Here is an 18893-nt window from a genome sequence, read left to right as displayed (position 1 = left end):
GCCGAGCCGCCTCAGTCCTGCACGAGCGCGAGCAGCTGCGCGCGCTCGAGGTCGCCGAAGCGACGGGACGACTGCGTGGCCAGGTCGAAGCCGACGAGCGTCGTGGTGGAGTCCGCGAGCACGTGGGTGCCGTCGGTGATCTCGCACCGGATCTCGAACGACGCCTGACCGACGCGACTGATCCAGGTGCCGGCGGTGTACGGCTGGTCGCGCCAGACGATGGAGCGGCGCAGGGCCACCCGGGAGGTCCCGACGACGAAGCTGCCCGGGAGGAGCACGTCGATCCTGGTCGCCACGTGGAGGACCCGGATCTCCTGGAAGAGCTCGAACACCTTGGTGGGGCGCACCACGCCCGACGCGTCCAGATCGGCACGCCGCACCCGTACGTCCTTGGGCTCGGCGTGGACCCGCGGCACCGCGTCCTCGCGCGGGGCGAAGCTGGTGACGACCTGCGCGTGATCGGTGCGCTGTCCGTCGCGGACCACGCAGACGTCCTGCGTCAGCCCGGCGTCCGTGAGCCTCGACTCGACCCTGACCGGATCGTGCCCGAGGGCCATGGGTCGCAGGAAGCGCACCGTCATCTCCGCGACGGCCCCGTCGTCCACGGGCAGGCCCGCGTCCACGAGGGCCGCCCGCGCCTCGGCCGCGTAGTCGAGGTAGACGACGTTGTTGACGTGGTTCAGGGAGTCGAGATCGGCCCAGCGCATGGGCAGCTCGTACGTGTGGGAGTCGACGGGCACCCGCCGATGATGCCAGACGTCAGGCGCTCGCCGTCTCGTCGATCTCCATGACGGGGTCACCTTCCTGGACGATCTGCCCGAGCTCCACCAGGATCTTGCTGACGTGACCGCTCACGGGTGCCACGAGCGGGATCTCCATCTTCATGGACTCCAGCACCGCCAGCACGTCACCGCGACCGACCTGGTCGCCCTCCCGGGCGACGATCTTCCAGACGTTCGAGACGATCTCTGCGCGCGCGAGGAACATCACTCACCCGCGCCGTGGGTCAGCATGCGCATCGCACCGATCATGCGGTCCCGGGTCTCCTCGGGGTGGATCACGTCGTCCACGATGCCGGCCTCGGCCGCGAGGTACGGGCGGGCCACCTCCTCGCGATAGACCGCGGCGAGCTCGTCGCGCAGGACCGTGGGCTCCTCGGCCTCCTTGAGGGCGCGGCGGTGCAGCAGCGCCACCGCCCCACCGGGACCCATCACCGCGATCTCCGAGCCGGACCACGCCCAGTTGGCGTGCGCGCCGAGCGAGGCCGAGCCCATCGCGATGTACGCACCGCCGTAGGACTTGCGCACCACGACCGTGAGCTTGGGGCTCTTGGTCTCGACGTACGCCTTGAGGAGCTTGGCGCCATGCGTGATGACTCCGCGCCCCTCCTCGACCGTGCCGGGCAGGAAGCCGGGCACGTCGACGAACGTCAGGACGGGCAGGTCGAAGCGGCCGCAGAACTCCACGAACCGGGCGGCCTTGACCGAGGCCTTGGAGTCCAGGATGCCGCCGCGGGCGTTGGGCTGATTGGCCAGGACGCCCACGGCGTGACCGTCGAGCCGGGCGAACAGCGTCAGGATGCTCGGCGCGTGGGTCGGCATCAGCTCGAGGCGAGCGCCGTTGTCCAGCACCCCGTCGAGCAGCTTGTTCATGTCGAACACGACGCTCGACTTCTCCGGGACCAGCGTCGGCAGCGCGGCGGCGGCCCGGGGGTTGGCCGGGACCGAGTCGTGGCGCTTCTGCTTGCCGCCCTTGTGCGTGGGCAGGAACGAGAGCAGCAGCCGGGTCGCGTCGAAGGCCTCCTCCTCGCTGTCGACCTCGAGGTGGGCAACACCGCTGACCTGGGTGTGGAGCGCCGAGCCGCCGATGTCCTCGGCGGTCGCGTCCTCACCCGTCGCGGCCTTGACGATGTCGGGGCCGGTCAGGAACATCTGCCCCTGCTCCTTGACCATGATCGTCCAGTCGGTGAGCGCCGGCGAGTACGCCGCGGCGCCCGCGCACGGCCCGAGGATCAGCGAGATCTGCGGGATGCGGCTCTGCGCCTCGATGTTGAGGGCGAAGATGCCGCCGCATCCGTGCAGCGCGAAGATGCCGTCGTGGATGCGGGCTCCGCCGGAGTCGTTGATGTAGACGATCGGGTAGCCCTTGTCGATCGCGAACCGCTGGGCCTTCTGGATGCTCTCGGCCATGACGGCGCCGATCGCGCCGGACGCGACCGCCGCGTCGTGGGACACCACGACGACCGAGTGGCCGTCGGTCGTGCCCCACCCCGCGACGACACCGCTGCCGGCGCCTGCTCCCGCCGAGCGCATCGGCGTCATCTCGACGAAGGAGCCCTCGTCGAGGAGCATCTCGGCCCGTTCGCGGGCCGTGTAGACCCTCTTGCCCTTGGGCTCGACGCGTGCGAACCGGGCGGCTCGGCGCTGCGTGAGCACCTCGCGCTGGTCAGCAGGCCCTGCGGCCTCGACGACCGTGGGGTGATCGAGCTTCGACACGTCGACTCCTAAACATGAGGTTTTCCTCAACTATACACAAAGATGAGGGATCCCTCATATTTGCCGCGCCAGTGCGCGCGGTGGCGGGACCGGCGATGAGGGTTACGGGCAGCCGGAGCGACCACAAACCCTCACCCTGCGTCCCCCCGACGCGGGCGCGGGACGGGCGATGAGGGTTACAGGCAGCCGGAGCGACCGCAAACCCTCACCCTGCGTCCCCCCGGCGCGGACGCGGGACCGGCGATGAGGGTTACGGGCAGCCGGAGCGACCACAAACCCTCATCGTGCGTCCCCTTGGCGCGGGCACGGGACGGGCGATGAGGGTTACGGGCAACTGGAGGCGGGGCGCAATCCCTCGCGCAGGCGGGGTGACCTGCGATACCGTGCCACTAAGCAAGCGCTTAGACCGTCCCCTTGGAGGAGAACACCGTGAGTGAAACCCGTACCGCGATCGTGACCGGCGCCGCACGAGGCATCGGCGCCGCCGTCGCCCAGCGTCTCGCCGCCGACGGATTCCAGGTCGCCGTGGTCGACCTCGACGCCTCCGCGTGCGCCACGACCGTCGACGCGATCACCGCCGCGGGTGGCAAGGCCCTCGCCGTGGGCGCCGACGTGAGCAACGAGGAGCAGGTCGCCGCCGCCTTCGACACGATCGTCGAGGGCCTCGGCGCCCCGACCGTCCTGGTCAACAACGCGGGCATCCTGCGCGACAACCTGCTGTTCAAGATGTCGGTCGAGGACTGGGACCTGGTCATGGGGGTCCACCTGCGGGGCTCGTTCCTGATGTCCAAGTACGCGCAGCGACACATGACCGAGGCGGGCTACGGCCGCATCGTCAACCTGTCGTCCACGTCGGCGCTCGGCAACCGCGGCCAGGCGAACTACTCCGCGGCCAAGGCCGGACTGCAGGGCTTCACCAAGACGCTCGCGATCGAGCTCGGCAAGTTCGGCATCACCGCCAACGCGATCGCGCCGGGCTTCATCCAGACCGACATGACCGCCGCGACGGCCGAGCGCATGAAGGTGCCGTTCGACGACTTCATCAAGTACAGCGCCGAGCAGATCCCGGTGCAGCGCGTCGGACAGCCCGAGGACATCGCCCACACCGCGTCGTTCCTCGTCAGCGAGGGGGCCGGCTTCGTCTCGGGACAGGTCATCTACGTGGCCGGCGGACCGAAGGACTGACGACATGAGTGACCCCAAGGGGCTGGACAGCGCGGCCGTGGCGGCATGGCTCGCCCGGCAGTCCCCGGACGCCGTGGCCGGACCGTTCGAGGCGACTCTCGTCACGGGCGGCAAGTCCAACTTGACGTACTTCGTCACCGACGGCGTGCACGACTACGTCGTCCGGCGTCCCCCCTTGGGGCACGTCCTCGCCACCGCGCACGACATGGCCCGCGAGCACCGCGTCATGGCGGCGCTCGCGCCCACCGACGTCCCGGTGCCGCGCATGATCGCCCTGTGCGAGGACACCGAGGTCCTCGGCGCCCCGTTCTACGTCATGGAGCGGGTGAGCGGCACGCCGTACGCCCGCGCGTCGCAGCTCGAGGAGCTCGGCGAGCAGCGCACCCGCGAGATCACCGGCCGCATGGTCGACACGCTCGTGGCGCTCCACGCGGTCGACCACCGCGAGGTCGGGCTGGCCGAGTTCGGCCGCCCCGACGGCTACGTCGGTCGCCAGGTGTCGCGCTGGAAGAAGCAGCTCGCCGCGTCGACCAGCCGCGAGCTGCCCGGCATGGACGAGCTCGTCGCGTACCTCGACGCGAACGTCCCGGAGTCCGGGGACGGCACGATCGTCCACGGCGACTTCCGGCTCGACAACCTCCTGGTCGACGACGCGGACCAGGTCACCGCGGTGCTGGACTGGGAGATGAGCACCCTCGGTGACCCGCTCAGCGACGTCGCGCTGCTGCTGGCCTACCAGCAGCTCGGCGAGGTGGCCCCCGTCGAGGGCGGCGCCGTCGTGACGGACGCGCCGCGGGCGCCGGGCTACCTCGGTCACGACGAGGTCGTCGAGCGCTACGCCGCGGGGTCGGGACGCGACGTCGGCGACATCGGATTCCACCTGTCGCTGGCGTTCTTCAAGCTCGCAGTCATCCTGGAGGGCATCCACTTTCGCCACTCGCAGGGACAGACCGTCGGCACCGGCTTCGACGGCATCGGCGACATGATCGCCCCCTTGATCGACGCGGGACGGGCCGCTTCACGCTAGGGTGGCGCCCGTGACGGCCGAGATCCTCGAACCCCGGCGCCGCCCGACCCAGGAGCGCAGCCACAAGAAGTTCGACCACCTGCTGCTGGTGGCGCGTGAGCTGCTGCTCGAGGTGGGTTTCGAGTCGTTCACGTGCGAGGAGGTCGCGAGCCGCGCCGGCCTGCCCATCGGGACGCTCTACCAGTTCTTCCAGAACAAGTACGTCATCGTGTGCGAGCTCGACCGCGTCGACGCCGTCGCGGTGCGCCACGAGCTGCAGAGCTTCGCCGAGGCCATCCCGTCGCTGGACTGGCTCAAGTTCCTCGACCGGTTCATCGACCACATGGCCGCGCTGTGGGTCAACGACCCGTCCCGGCGGGCCGTGTGGCTCGCGGTGCAGTCGACCCCGGCGACCCGGGCCACCGCGGCCGTCACCGAGCGCGAGCTGGCCGCCGAGGTCGCCCGTGCGCTGGCCCCCCTGACGCCCAGCACCCCCCGCGAACGACGCACGATCATGGCCGAGGTGCTCGTGCACGTCGTCTACTCGATGCTGAACTTCTCGATCCGTGACGGCCAGGAGCACAGCGAGTCGATCATCGAGCTGAAGCGGCTCCTCGCGGCGTACCTGCTGAGCGCCGAGCACACCTGACACGCAGAGCGGCCCGCCCCCCGAGGGGGACGGGCCGTCCTGCCGTGCGTCGGGCTAGCCGACGTGGACCACGAACGTGCCGGTCGCGGTCCTGCCGTGGTACCGGACCTTCGCGGTCACGGTCGCGACGCCCTTGCCCGTGGCCTTGACGACCCCTCGGCGGGAGACGTCGACGACCTGGGGCCGGTTGCTCCGGTAGGTCACCGTCATGCCGGCCGGGAGGTCGACACTCCTGCCCTTCGTGACGTGGCCGAAGATCCGGTCGTCGCTCAGGGTCACGGTCACCTGCGGGTCGATCACGTCGCCCTTGGCGAAGAACACCCGCTGCGGGACGTCCCGCGCCGCGTCCGCCGCGGTGTGCGGGTTCGCGGTGACGACGGACGGGACCGCGTCGAGCGAGCCCCGCACCCTCGTCGTCGCGCGACCCAGGACGTTCCGGGCCGACGACGCCAGCTGCAGCTCGTACCGGCCCTGGTCGACGGCGTAGCGCTTGCGCGCCTCGTCGTAGAACGCGAGATCGGCGATCTTGACCTGCATGCGGACCGTGGTGCTGCGACCCGGCTTGAGGGTCACCCGCTCGAAGCCGGCCAGTCGCTTGATCGGCCGCTCGAGGGCGGGGCTGGCGTCGGGCGTCGCCGCGTAGAGCTGCACGACGTCCGTGCCGGTCGCCCGGCCCGTGTTGGTCGCCCTCGCCGTGACCGTCACCCGGCCGTTGGCGTCCACCGACGAGCGGTCGACGCGCACCTGGGAGTAGCGGAACGACGAGTAGCCGAGGCCATGACCGAACGCGTACGACACCGGTCCGGTGAAGTACTGGTACGTACGACCCTGGGTCGTCGCGGTCGGGCGGATGCCGTAGTCGGCGATGTCGGGCAGCTGGTCGACCGACCGGTACCACGTGAACGGCAGGTGGCCGCTCGGGTTGTGGCGACCGAGCAGCACGTCCGCGAGGCCCTCGCCCTTGCGCTGACCGTTGTAGGAGCTCCACAGGATCGCGGGCACCTTGGCCTTGAACGACTCGACGTCGACCTGACCCATCGTCTCGAGGTAGGCGACCGTGCGCGGGTTGGCGTCGGCGACCTGCTCGATCAGCTGTGCCTGCGCCCCGGGAAGCGCGAGCGACTTGCGGTCGGTGTCCTCGTCCGCGGTCTTGTTGTCGGTGCCGGCGTAGACCACGACGGCGTCGTAGCCCTTGGTCTTGGCGACGTCGGCCGCGATGACCGTGTTGTGGTCGGCCGAGAGTCCCGGCAGGTAGTCGACCGTGGCCTGCGGGTCGATGGCCTTGACGGCCTTCGAGATGCCCTGGAAGCCGTTGACCTGGTTGGCCTTGCCGGCTGCGCCCTGGATGCTGCTGTAGCCACCGAGGTACATCGACTCCGGGTTGGCGTACGGTCCGACCACGGCGACCTTGTAGGAGCCACGACGGGGCACCTGCAGCGGCAGCAGCGTGGCGGCACGCTTGCCCGAGGCCTTCACGGCGTCGTTCTTGAGCAGCACGAGGCTCTGGTCCGCAGCCTTGCGGGCCATCGCGAGCCGCTCGGGCGTCTGCGTGACGGCGTTGTTGGCGTCGCTGTTGGTCCACGTGCCGGGCGCGAGGCGCTTGCGGGCCTCACGGACCCACGGGACCTTCGACTCGTCGTCGAACTCGCCGAGCCGCATGCGGGCGGTGAACAGCCGGACGACCGAGACGTCGACGTCGTTCTCGGTGTAGAGACCTGTCTGCGTCGTGATGCCCTGCGCGACCGCGGTCGGCACGGTGTTCGCGTAGTTGTACTGGTCGTGGTAGCCCTGGTTGCAGTCCAGGTCCTCGCCGGCGCTGTTGGCGAACGCGTGGCGCTCGACCTGGTTCAGCGGGCGGGGATATCCCGGCGGCTGCCACTTGTGGCCGGCCTGGATCTCGTAGATCGCGTCGCAGTCGGACGTGAAGTAGCCCTTGAACCCGAAGGTCTTGCGGGCCAGCGTGTCGATCAGGTAGACGTCGGCGGCGGCCGGGGTCCCGTTGACGCGGTTGTACGAGCTCATGATCGAGCCCGGCTGCGACTTCTGCACGATGCTGCGGAACTGCGCGGTGTAGTACTCGCGCAGCGTGCGGTCGTCCATGTCGGACGAGCCGTTGCGGCGGTTGAACTCGCTGTTGTTGGCCGCGAAGTGCTTGAGCGTCGTCAGGGTCTTGAGATAGCCCCTGCCCTCACGCAGCAGCCTGCCGTTCTCGTCCTTGCCCTCCATGCCGTTCACGAACTTCGACGCGATCGCGGTGGTCAGGTAGGGATCCTCGCTGTAGGTCTCGTCGTTGCGGCCCCAGCGGGGGTCGCGTCCGAGGTTGACCGTCGGCGACCAGAAGTCGAGATCGCGCTGGTTGTCCTGCACGACGTCGCGGGCCTCGTCGCCGATCAGGCTCGCCTCGTCGTACATCAGCTCGGGGTTCCAGGTCGATCCCAGCGACAGCGACACCGGGTACGACGTCGTGTTGGTCAGGATCGGCGGGTTGCTGTTGTCGGTCGTCTGCTCGCGCGCGACGCCGTGCGCGGCCTCGTTCCACCAGCCGTACGCTGCGACGCCCAGGCGTGGGATCGCCGCGGCGCGGCTGCTGTTCATCTGGCTGGCCTTCTCGGCGAGCGTCATCCGCGACACGAGGTCGGCGGCCCGCTCCTCCGGTGAGTAGCGGGTGTTCAGGTAGACGGGATCGCTCGTTCCGTGCGAGCTCGATGCCGTCGACGCTGTCGTGGTGACGGCCTGGAACGCCGCCGTCCCCGTCAGTGCGGCCACCACTGCGGTGGCAAGGACCTTTCGTCTCATGCTGGTGGTTCCCCTCGATGACGCCGTGACATGACCCTGATGGCCACGCCCCCGCGGCGTGCTCCCGAACCTAGGTCGTGACTTAATCCGCGTCAAGGATTAACTCACGGGTAACAAGGAAATACTTCGGCCGCGCTCCGACCGAAGTAGCATGAGGCGCGTGAACGCCCCCGGCTCCCTCGAAACGCTGCGTCGGCGCAACCGCGGGCTCGTCCTCCACGCGGTCCAGGCCGGCGGCGCCACGAGCAGGGTCGACATCGTCCGGGCCACCGGCCTCTCCCGCACGACCGTCAGCAGCCTGGTCAACGAGCTGCTCGCCGACGGGCTGCTCGCCGAGGGCACCGACCGGGTCGGCGGGCCCTCGCCCCACCAGACCGGCCGTCCCCCCACGCGCCTGACGCTGGAGCCGAGCGGCGGGGCCGTGCTGGGCATCCACCTGCGTCACGACGGCATCCGGCTCGCCCTGGCCGATCTCGCCGGGTCCGTGCTGGCGGAGGTGCTGGTGGACCTCGACGTCGACCACCACGCCGACGCGGCACTCACCTACGTCGAGGAGACCACGAACGAGCTGCTCGCGGAGGCCGGCCTCGCCCGCGAGCGGCTCCTGGGCGCAGGTGTCGCGGTGTCCTCGCCCGTGCCGACGCGACCACGCCACGGCCCGGCCCTCCTCACGACCTGGCACGACATCGACGTGGCCGCGGCGCTGGGCGAGCGGCTCGGCGTGCCCGTGCAGGTGGGCAACGACGCCAACCTCGGCGCGACCGCCGAGCGCTTCTTCGGCGCCGCGCGGACCACGCGCAACCTCGTCTACGTGATGCTCGCCGAGGGCGTCGGCGCGGGCCTGTTCCTGGACGGCCGGCCCTATCACGGGGCCAAGGGGGTGGCCGGCGAGTTCGGCCACGTCGTGGTCGCGCCGGGCGGACGGGTCTGCCGCTGCGGCAACCGGGGCTGCCTCGAGACCGTGGCCGGGGCTGACGCGCTCGCCGCAGCGCTCCCGACCCGCGCCGACGGCCGCACCCCCGACCTCGACGACGTGCTGGAGGCCTGCCGGGCCGGCGACCCGGGAGCGGTGCGCATCGTCGCCGACGCGGGCCGCGCGGTCGGGACCGCGCTGGCGGGGGTCTGCACGATGCTCGACCCGGACCTGGTCGTGATCGGCGGACGCACCGCGGCGGCAGGGGCCCCGCTCATGGGCGGGATCGTCGAGACGTTGCAGCGCGGGGTGCCACCCTCCGACGAGTCGCTCGTCCCCGTCATCGCCGGCGAGCTCGGCTCACGCGCCGAGGTGCTGGGCGCGGTGGCCCTGGCGATCGCCCGGTCGCCCCTCGCGGTCCCGGTCCTGGTCTAGGGCCGCGAGAGCACGACGTACGCGATCGCGTAGTCCCCGTCGTGGCTGAGGGAGACCTCGAGCTCATGGCCCGCCAGGTGCTTGGCGACCTCGCCGTGCAGGCGGATCCGCGGGCGCCCCCAGGCGTCCGAGACCAGCTCGATCAGGTGATGGACGTGCTCGTCCATGACCGGCGCCTGGCCGAACATCGACGCGGACCAGGCCTTGATGACGGCCTCCTTGGCCGCCCAGCGGGCCGCGAAGTGACGCGCAGCGTCGGAGGGATGACTCCGCGCGTCACTCCGCTCCCCGGGGAGGAAGCCGGCGATGAAGCCGGTGCCGGGTGTGTCGAGCTGGTCCGCGAATGAGGGAACGTGGACCAGATCAACCCCGACACCGACGATCGTCACCGGCAGCCGACGCCGTCGTAGGCGCCGTCCTCCCCGAGTCGTGCCTGCGGGTCCAGGAGCATTCCAGCCTCCCGGGTCCGCACTCCCTCGCTGCCAAGACGTCGGTCCGCCGGGCGCTCGTACAGGGAGGGGCCCCCATACATCGCCCGGACGATCCGCATCCGGCCCTCGATGGCACGGGCCTGCGCACGCTCGGCGTACGCATCGCGGTCCGCGGCCGGCAAGGTCGCGAGGAATGCTTGTGGGTGCACGATCGCCAGCAGGCCGGCGACGTGACCGAAGCCGAGGCTCGTGACGAGCCCGGCCTTGAGCTGACCGGTCGCGAGCGGCTCACGCAGCCACACGAGGTGCTCGTGCTCCGCGAGCTCGTCCATGACGCAGTCGAGGCTGCGGTTGGGCGGGACGACCCCGCCCGTCAGCACCTGGCAGAGCCCGATGATCTGGAACGCCGCCGCACCGCCCTTGGAGTGTCCGGTCAGGGACTTCTGCGAGATCACGAACAGCGGGTTGCCGTCGCTGCGGCCGATCGCTGCGGCGAGCCGCTCGTGCAGCTCGGACTCGTTGCGCTCGTTGACCCCGGTCGAGGTGTCGTGCTTGGACAGCACCGCGACGTCGTCGGCGGTCAGGCCCACGGTCGCCAGGCCACGGGCCAGCGCGGACTCGCGTCCGCCGAGACCTGCCGCCAGGGCGCCGATGCCGGGCGCCGGGATCGAGGTGTGCACGCCGTCCGCGAACGATCCGGCGTAGGCCACGACCCCCAGCACGGGCAGACCCATGCGGGCCGCGACATCGCCGCGCGCCAGCAGGATCGTGCCGCCGCCCTGCGACTCGACGAAGCCGCCGTAGCGACGATCGTTGCCCCGGCTGAAGTAGCGGTCCTCGATGCCCTTCGCGCGCATCGCGGCCGAGTCGGCGGTGGCCGACATGTCCGCGAAGCCGACGATGCCCTCGACGCTCAGGTCGTCGAAGCCGCCCGAGACCGCGAACTCGGCCTTGCCGAGCCGGATCTTGTCGACGCCCTCCTCGACCGAGACGGCCGTGGTGGCGCAGGCGGCGACGGGATGGACCATCGCGCCGTACGAGCCGACGTAGGACTGCACGACGTGCGCCGCGATGACGTTGGGCAGCGCCTCCTGCAGGATGTCGTTGGCCTTGCTCTCGCCCAGCAGCGTGTCCAGGTAGAGCGACTGCATCGACTGCATGCCACCCATGCCGGTGCCCTGCGTGTTGGCCACGAGCGCGGGGTGGACCCAGCGCATGAGCTCGGACGGTGAGAAGCCGCTGGACAAGAAGGCGTCGACCGTGCAGATGAGGTTCCACAGCGCGACCCGGTCGATGGACTCGACCATCTCGGCCGGGACGCCCCAGACCGTCGGGTCGAAGCCCGTCGGGATCTGGCCGCCGACCGTGCGGGTCAGCTGCATGCGACGCGGGACGCGGATCTCGGTGCCCGCCTTGCGGGTCACGGTCCAGTCACCGTCGGCCGTGGCCGCGATGGTGGTCCGCTCGGGGTCCGCGTCGCGCAACGCACGCGCCTCGGACTCGGTGCCGACCGTGAACGACAGGTCCTTGTCGAGGTAGACCGACGTCAGCAGCGGAGCCGAGTTGTCGACCATCGTGCCCTCGTCGACGTAGCGGCGGATGCCGACCGCCTCGCGGACCGCGTCCTCGTAGCGCTCGACGAGATCGGCCTCGTCGACCTTGTCCTGCGTCGCGGTGTCGAACCAGCCGCCGCCCTGCTCGTCCCAGCTGACCAGTCCGGTCGACCAGGCCAGCTCGAGGACGCCGGCCGCCGACAGCTGGTCGAAGACCTCCATCTCGAAGCGGGTGCGTGCCGAGCCGTACGGGCCGAGCTCCCCGGCGCCCACGATGACCACGAGGTCCTCGGGACGCGCCTGGACGTCGGCCCAGTCGAGCTGCTCGACCCGGTCGAGCTGCGCCGGCGACGGGGCGAGCGCCGTGATGGTCGCGGCGTCGTCCTTCGCGGGAGCGGCCGGGGCCTCGATGCCCTCGGCCAGGGCCTTCATGTCGATCTTCGTGCCGCCGAGCCCACCGGTGAGGTCGACCGTGATCGGCTCGGTCAGCGCGGACGCACGAGCCGCGGGCTCGCAGGTCTCGAGCAGCGCGGACGCCATGTCGTCCGGCGTCCACGTGCGGACGCCGGCGGCCTCGACCGCGTCGACGAGCGGATCGTTGGCACCCATCAGCCCGGTGCCGCGCACCCAGCCGATGATCGCGTGGGCCAGCGTGACGCGCTCGCCCCACGTACGCTCCGCCGACCAGCGCGCCACGAGGGCGTCGAGGGCGGACTTGGCCTCGCCGTAGCCGCCGTCGCCGCCGAACATGCCCCGGTTGGGCGAGCCCGGCAGGACCACGTGCAGCTTGGCGTCGATGTCATGGTCCTGCCCGTGCGAGGACAGGGCGCCGATGAGGCGCTCGACCGACCACAGCAGGATCCGCATGTCGACCTCGGTGCGGCTGCCCGCGTCGGTGAGGTCGCCTGCGACGCGTCCCGCAGCGAACGGGAACAGCAGCGTGGGAGTCATCGCCGGCTTCAGCACCGTCGTGGCGCCCGCGCGGGTCTGGGTCTGCTCGGAGCTGATCCAGGTCGAGAGCGCGTCGACGTCGGCGAAGGAGGCCATGTTGGCCGGGACGACCCACAGGGCGGCACCGTGCACCGCATGCGTGCGGTAGAGCTCCTTGAAGAAGGCGAGCTTGTCCGGTCCCATGCCCGAGGTCGTGGCGACGACCGTCGCCCCGCCCGCGAGCAGCTGGCCGGTGATGCCGGCCGCGATCGAGCCGCGGCTGGCGCCGGTCACGACCGCGAGGTCGTCGGCCCAGCGACCCGACGGGCGCGCGCCCGCGTCGGCCGCGATCTGCCGGAAGCGGTCCGCCAGCTCGGTGTCGTCGGTGTGGGTGGACCACCAGGTGGCCTGGGCGGCGACGACCGCGCCGGCCCCCACGAAGCTCGCGTCGACGGTCTCGCCGACCGCGATCCGTGCGAGGTCCTCGCGAGCGCTGGCCCACCGGTCGTCCAGCAGGACCGCCTTCATCGGGTCGAACGCCGGGGCCGTGAGCTTGGCCCAGTCGCTGCCGAGCTCTGCCTCCACCCGGGCCAGGACGACCGCGTCGGCCTGATCGGGCTCGACCGCGACCGGCGTCTCGGTGAGACCCAGCTGGTCGAGCACGAGACGGGCCGATGAGGCGAGGACGCCGTCCGGTCCGGTGATCTGGGCGGTGAACTCGCCCAGGGCGGCCGCGTCGATCGTGGCCTCTCCCCCGCCGCTGGAGGGCAGGTCGACGCTGACGCCGTGACGGGCGGCAACGGCCTGGACGCTCGCGTCGACGGCTGTGTCGACGTCTGCACCCGAGGCGATCTGCGTCAGCGAGCCGAACTCGCCGCCGCGCACGCTGGAGCCCTCCCGGCTCGCCATCGCGAGCTCGGCGAGGACGTGGCTGGCCCAGCCGGGGCCGAGCTGCCACACGTCGGTGACGCGCTCGGCGACGGCCGCCTGACGCCGCCCGGTGGGGCCGAGCACCTTCTTGAGGTGGTCGCCCAACGCCTCGGTGAGCACCGGACCGAAGGGCTTGTAGCCCCGGGCCAGGCCCTTGACCTGGGCGGACAGCGTGGGGAGGTCGGCGTCCGCAGCGCCGTCGATCGCGCCGAGCCCGAGCTCGCCGCCGAGGTCGACCAGCAGCTGGTTGCGCCGCGAGGACGCACCGTCGCACAGCGACTCGATCGAGTCCGCGGCGCCGATCTGGTCCAGGCGCATCTTGGTCCACCACGCGATCAGCAGGGTGGTCGCGTCGGCGGCGTCGAACGTGAGGTCGGCCGGGCGCGGTCCGCTGGACGTCGCCGCCGCAGGCGCGGGCGCCGCGGCGGGAGCGGCGGTGTCGGCCGGGGCCGAGTCGGCCGGAGCCTCCTCCTCGTGGACGATCTGCTCCTCGTCGGTCGCGAACACCGCGGCGTTGTCGCGCTCGAAGTTCAGCACCTCGACCGCCGGGCCGATGCGGCCGGGCAGCTTGAGCGTCGACGAGGCCAGGTTGGCGACCGTCGGCGACTGGCCGACGCCGATCTCGACGAAGCGCTCGACACCGAGGCCGCCGTCCTCGATCGGCGTGAAGAACAGGTCCTGCGTCTCGATCCAGCGCACGGGGCTGGCGAACTGCCAGGCCAGCAGCTCGATCAGCACGAGGCGGCACAGCTCACCGGGGCGGCTGTCCCAGGCGTCGTAGTCCGCGAGGACCTCGTCCAGAGGCGCGGACGGCACGAGATCGGCGATCTCCTGCAGAAATGCACGGTCCAGCGTGAACGGGCGCGGCACGAGGTTGGGGACGTAGCGGCCCGTCAGGATCGACGGGTCGATCGTCGCGGGCAGGAGCTCCTGCAGGCGGTCGCGGAAGTCCGGCACACCGCTGTGCAGCACCGTGGAGTGGAACGGCACGTCGATGCCGGGCACCAGGATGAAGGCGGCCTTGCCGCCGAACTCGGCTCGGCGCCGGGTGACCTCGGCCTCGAGCACCTCGAGGCCCTTGACCGTGCCGGCGATCGCGTACTGCGAGTCACGCAGGTTGTAGTTGACGATCTGGAGGAACTCGCCCGTGCGCTCGGCGATGCCGTTGACGAAGTCCGTGACGTCGGCGTCGGTGAGGCCGATCTGCGAGGGCCGGATCGCCGCGAGGCGGTAGTCGCTGCGCCCGTGGGCGTCACGCGGCACGAGGGCGTGCATGACCGAGCCGCGCTGGAAGACGACCTCGACGACGGCCTCGAGCGGGATGACGCCCGAGACGGCGGCCAGCGCGTTGTACTCGCCCACCGAGTGGCCCGCGAGGATCGATCCCTCGACGAACGCCCCGGACTCACGCAGCTCGGCCATCTGGGCCGCGCCGAGGACCGCCATCGCGACCTGGGTGAACTGGGTCAGGAACAGGACACCGTCGGGGTGCTTGTGGGTGGTCCCGCGGGTCACGAGGGTCGTGGGGTTGTCCCGCACGACCGTGAGGATCGAGAAGCCGAGGGCCTCGCGGGTGTGGGCGTCCGCGCGGTCCCAGATCTCACGCGCGGCCTTGGACCGCTGGTACGCGGCCATGCCCATGCCGGGGTGCTGGATGCCCTGCCCCGGGAACGCGTACGCGGTGCGGGGCGCCTCGAGGCGGGCGGTCGCCGACATCACGACGTCTCCACCGGAGCGCACCGTGACGTCGACGACCTCGGCGCCGGCGTCCAGGCCGACCCGGTCGGCCGAGACCGACACCGGGGCGCCCGGAGCGAGCGGAGCGAGGAAGCGGGTGGTCCACCCGGTGATGCGCCGGTCAGACACGACCTGCTGGGCGGCGGCCGAGATCCACATGCCGTGGACGATCGGGGCACCGAGCCCGGCGAGGCGGGCCGCCGCGACGCTGGTGTGGATCGGGTTGTGGTCGCCGGTCACGGCCGCGAACGCCCGCAGGTCCGACGGTGCGACGAGCGTCGCCGAGCCGCGCGACTTGCGGGGGGTGTCGCGGACGTCGTCGCCCAGGGCGCCGCCCGCGCGGGGCGGGTCGACGAGCTGGCCGGCACCCGTGCGTCCGCGGATCGCGAAGCGCTCACGGAGCGTGGCGACCTCACCGGCGGGCGAGGAGATCGTCACGTCGACGGCCACGACCCGGCCGAAGTCGGTGTCCTCGACCGAGTCGAGCACCGAGGAGACGCCCAGACGGGACGGGCCGGTCGGGAGCGAGCCGGTGAGGCGGATCGCGTGGTCGAGGTGGACCAGGTCGAGCATGCCCTCGATCACGGGGACGCCGTCCGTGGTGGCATCGCCCAGCACCGCGAACACCGACGGCCAGGCGAGGCCGACGAGCACGTCGGGCACGGGGTGCACCGGCACGTCGCCGCCGGTCACCCCGGCGTGGTCCGCGACCAGGTCGGGGTCCCAGTCCACCGTGACCGCCGCGCGTCCGGCGCTGACGTGCGGGACGTCGCCACCGGCCGCTCCGGCGACGAGCGCGCTCATCGCCTCGACCGCGCTGTCCGTGGTCACCTGGGGGGCGGCGCCCGTGAGCACCGAGTCGTCGACCGTGATGCGCAGCGTCAGCGGCCGCGTCATCGGGACGGTCAGCTCGGCCGTCCGCGCGTCGACCTGGACGAGGGCAGCCCCGGTCTCGGGGTGCTCGGCGCGCTGGGCGTCGACGATGACCCAGTCGGCACCGAGCTTGTGGACGGGGTTGCGCACCGTGCGACCGGCCCAGACCAAGTCGGGCGCGGCCAGCACGAGCGACAGCACGTCGCCCGCATCGTCCTCGCGCCGGCGACCGGTGACCCGCTGCGGGGAGCGGCCCGCAGCCAGCAGCCCGTCGATCGTGGCGTCCTCGAAGCGGCGCAGCAGCTCGGCGACCGGCTCGTCGACCCGGTCGATGCCGGCGACCGACACGGTCCCGGGGATCACGCAGACCTCGTCCGCGGCGTAGCGGGCGTCGTGTGCCTGCCACAGCGAGTCCGAGCGCCACCAGCGACGCACGTCCTGGTCCAGCACGGGCACGAAGTTGACCGGCTTGCCCGGGGTGCGGCACTGGTCGACGAAGAACAGCACGTCGGCGGGGTGGAGGGTGACGCCTTCCGCGTGCGGGTAGGCATCCAGCAGGGTCCGGAGGGCTGCGGCGCCGTCGTCCAGCGCGGAGGCGTCGCCGAACAGCGTCGGGATCTCGCCGCGGTCGGCCTCGTGCAGGCGCGCCTCGGCGCGCTGCAGCATCGCCGCGAACCGGTCGCGCAGCGTGACGTCGAGCCAGGTCGGGGTGCCGGACAGCTCGAGATAGCGCTGCAGCCACTGCGCGTACGTCATGATGGCGACGTCACCGAAGTAGGGCTTGGCGGTGCGATCGAGCGCCTCGATGATCTTGTCACGGCGATCGGCGACCGCGGCGGCGTCGCCGGCGACCTCGTCAAGCAGGCGACCCGTGCGCGACGCGGTGTTGTCGATCTCGTGGATGTCGGCGCCGAGCTGGCTGCGGCCCGAGGCCATGCCGCCCTTGGCGGAGCCTGCGCCGACCCAGGTGTCGGTGCCGCGCGTCTCGACGAGCAGCTGCTTGACGGCCGGGGACGTCGTCGCCTCCAGCGTCGCCATCGCGGCGGTGCCGACCAGGATGCCGTCGATCGGCATGAGCGGGTAGCCGTGGCGGCGCGCCCACTCCCCCGTGAGGTACGCCGCGGCGACCTCCGGGGTGCCGATGCCGCCGCCGACGCAGACCACGACGTTGTCCAGTGCGCGCAGGTCGCCGTACGTCGCGAGGAGGAGGTCGTCCAGCTCCTCCCACGAGTGGTGGCCGCCGGCCTTGCCGCCCTCGATCTGGATGTGCACGGGGGTCGGGGCGACGGCCTTGGCGATCGCGACGACCTGGCGGATCTGCTTGACCGTGCCGGGCTTGAACACGACGTGCGTGATCGCGGCCTCGCGGAGCTCCTCCACGAGCGCGACGGCGTCCTCGAGCTCGGGGATGCCCGCGGTCACGACGACACCGTCGATCGGTGAGCCGGCCGCGCGGGCGCGCTGGACCAGGCGCTTCTGCCCGAGCTGCAGCTTCCACAGGTACGGGTCGAGGAACAGCGAGTTGAACTGGTACGTGCTGCCAGGCGTCAGCAGCTCGCCGAGCTGTGCGACGTGCTCGGCGAAGATCTCCTCCGTGACCTGGCCGCCGCCCGCGAGCTCGGCCCAGAATCCGGCGTTCGCCGCCGCCGCGACGATCTGCGGGTCGACCGTGGTCGGGGTCATGCCGGCCAGCAGGATCGGCGACTTGCCGGTCAGGCGGGTGAAACGGGTCTCCGCGTGCAGGGTGCCGTCGGGCAGGGTCACGACCGTGGGCTCGTACGCGGACCACGGGGTCGCGAGGCGAGGTGTCGCGCCGGCTGCCGTGAGCTCGCGGTGCCCGCGGCGCGTCGTGGTGGCGATGACGCCGGCGCCGCGGATGCTCAGCTCGCGCGACGACAGCCGTGCGGCGAGATCGCCCGGGCCGAGGTCGAGGATCCACGAGACGCCGGCACCCATGGCCTGCTCGAGCGAGCCGACCCAGTCGACCGGGTCGACGATCGAGCGCATCGTCAGGGCGTGGGCCCGCTCGGCGTCCAGGCCGCACGCGGCCGCCCACGTCGAGACCAGATCGGCCGCCTCGGAGAGATCGGGGTGGTGGAACGCGAGCCGGGCCGGGAGGGGCTCCAGCACGGGGGCGAACGGCGTGCCGCCGGTGGCCTTGCGGTCGCGAGCGGCCTTCTCGGCGGCGGCGACGTCGGCGAAGTGTGCCTCGACGGCGCGCAGTCCCTCGGCGGGACCGGACAGCACCACGCTGCGGCGACCGTTGCGCAGGCGCGACACGACGCGCAGGGAGGACGGCAGCGCCGCCAGGATCTCGTCGACCCGTTCAGGTGCCACGCCGGAGACGCTGAGCATGGTCTGCCCGAGAAGTCCCCGACGACGCCCGACCAGCTGCGCCGCGGCCCCCATCAGACGTGCGACGGCGAGCAGCTCGACGTCCGGGACGCCGGCGAACGACTGGGTCGCGAGGTGGCCCTGCGAGTGGCCGATGACCGCCGCCGGCGGGACGACCTGCGGATCGATGCCCTGCCGGTGGAGGGCACGGATGCCCGCGAGCTGCGCGAGCAGGATGCCGGGCACCGACGCACCGGGCGCGTCCAGGACCGCGGAGTCGGGCAGCTGCGGTGCGTCGTCGTCCTCGGCGGACTCGCCGACCGCGATCACGTCGGCCCAGGCCAGCGGGCTGAACGCTACGCCCACACGGGCGAGCTCGGCCGCGACCGGGCTGAGGCGCTCCTCGGCCTGCGCGACGAGCGACTCCAGCTCCGCCTCGAGGGCGAAGTCGCGGATCAGGCTGGCCAGCGGCTCGAGCCACGGCGATCCCTGACCGCCGAAGCCGATCGCGTACGGCGTCCCGGCGACGAGACGGTCGACGAGTGCTCCACGGCGCTCGTTCGTGTGGGTCGCGGCCAGAGCGGTGTCGAACGTCGTCACAAAGAGATCCCTCGGTCCTGCCGTCG

10 protein-coding genes are annotated in these 18893 nt (G+C 71.8%); 4 read left to right on the top strand and 6 right to left on the bottom strand.

The genetic code is table 11. From position 1 onward, the window contains the following. Nucleotides 1-11 precede the first annotated feature (11 nt). Genes GEV26_RS05045 through GEV26_RS05035 form a run of 3 tightly spaced genes read right to left on the bottom strand, consistent with a single transcriptional unit; the run spans nt 12 to nt 2495 of the window. The gene (locus GEV26_RS05045; protein ID WP_153652050.1) at nt 12-740 is read right to left on the bottom strand and encodes an acyl-CoA thioesterase; all 729 of its coding nucleotides are present in this window, start codon (nt 738-740) and stop codon (nt 12-14) included. 19 nt (nt 741-759) lie between these two features. Continuing rightward, complete coding sequence (locus GEV26_RS05040; protein ID WP_153652049.1) at nt 760-987, bottom strand: biotin/lipoyl-binding carrier protein; 228 nt, start codon at nt 985-987, stop codon at nt 760-762. Further along, nucleotides 987-2495 carry an acyl-CoA carboxylase subunit beta gene (locus GEV26_RS05035; RefSeq protein WP_243838934.1) on the bottom strand — a complete coding sequence of 503 codons (1509 nt, stop codon included), beginning with the start codon at nt 2493-2495 and terminating at the stop codon, nt 987-989. The genes GEV26_RS05040 and GEV26_RS05035 overlap by 1 nt, the downstream gene beginning before the upstream one ends. Before the next feature lie 429 nt (nt 2496-2924). Here GEV26_RS05035 and GEV26_RS05030 point away from each other — a divergent pair, with 429 nt between their 5' ends. Genes GEV26_RS05030 through GEV26_RS05020 form a run of 3 tightly spaced genes read left to right on the top strand, consistent with a single transcriptional unit; the run spans nt 2925 to nt 5335 of the window. After that, entirely contained in the window at nt 2925-3680 is a 756-nt protein-coding gene (locus tag GEV26_RS05030) for an SDR family oxidoreductase (RefSeq protein ID WP_153652048.1), read from the top strand. 4 nt (nt 3681-3684) lie between these two features. Beyond that, a complete protein-coding gene (locus GEV26_RS05025; RefSeq protein ID WP_153652047.1) occupies nt 3685-4707 on the top strand; it encodes a phosphotransferase family protein in 1023 nt (340 codons plus the stop codon). Between the two features lie 10 nt (nt 4708-4717). Continuing rightward, nucleotides 4718-5335, top strand: coding sequence for a TetR family transcriptional regulator (locus tag GEV26_RS05020; RefSeq protein WP_243838933.1), 618 nt, complete (start codon nt 4718-4720; stop codon nt 5333-5335). A 54-nt stretch (nt 5336-5389) separates the two neighbouring features. Here the strand turns inward: GEV26_RS05020 and GEV26_RS05015 are convergent, their stop codons facing one another. Then, nucleotides 5390-8131 (bottom strand): glycoside hydrolase family 3 C-terminal domain-containing protein, encoded by a 2742-nt coding sequence (locus tag GEV26_RS05015; RefSeq protein WP_153652045.1) that lies wholly within the window; start codon nt 8129-8131, stop codon nt 5390-5392. Nucleotides 8132-8291: 160 nt separating this feature from the next. Here GEV26_RS05015 and GEV26_RS05010 point away from each other — a divergent pair, with 160 nt between their 5' ends. Beyond that, complete coding sequence (locus GEV26_RS05010) at nt 8292-9479, top strand: ROK family transcriptional regulator (RefSeq protein WP_194839968.1); 1188 nt, start codon at nt 8292-8294, stop codon at nt 9477-9479. On the opposite strand, the gene acpS is transcribed toward GEV26_RS05010, so the two are convergent. After that, on the bottom strand, nt 9476-9868 hold the full coding sequence (acpS, locus tag GEV26_RS05005) for a holo-ACP synthase AcpS (RefSeq protein ID WP_153652043.1): 393 nt from the start codon (nt 9866-9868) through the stop codon (nt 9476-9478). The two genes, GEV26_RS05010 and acpS, sit on opposite strands and share 4 nt — an antisense overlap. After that, nucleotides 9865-18867: a type I polyketide synthase gene (locus GEV26_RS05000; RefSeq protein ID WP_243838931.1), complete on the bottom strand. Its 9003-nt coding sequence runs from the start codon at nt 18865-18867 to the stop codon at nt 9865-9867. The genes acpS and GEV26_RS05000 overlap by 4 nt, the downstream gene beginning before the upstream one ends. Nucleotides 18868-18893: the final 26 nt, after the last annotated feature.

Origin of the sequence: Aeromicrobium yanjiei (genome assembly GCF_009649075.1) — a bacterium.
In the GTDB taxonomy this organism is placed as follows: domain Bacteria; phylum Actinomycetota; class Actinomycetes; order Propionibacteriales; family Nocardioidaceae; genus Aeromicrobium; species Aeromicrobium yanjiei.
The sequence above is the reverse complement of the archived record's forward strand: the minus strand, read 5'-3'. Positions and strand labels throughout refer to the sequence as shown.

Coding starts and splice junctions, on each gene's coding strand:
- GEV26_RS05015 (WP_153652045.1), bottom strand. CDS start 8,131: ATGAGACGAAAGGTCCTTGCCACCGCAGTGGTGGCCGCACTGACGGGG.
- GEV26_RS05040 (WP_153652049.1), bottom strand. CDS start 987: ATGTTCCTCGCGCGCGCAGAGATCGTCTCGAACGTCTGGAAGATCGTC.
- GEV26_RS05025 (WP_153652047.1), top strand. CDS start 3,685: ATGAGTGACCCCAAGGGGCTGGACAGCGCGGCCGTGGCGGCATGGCTC.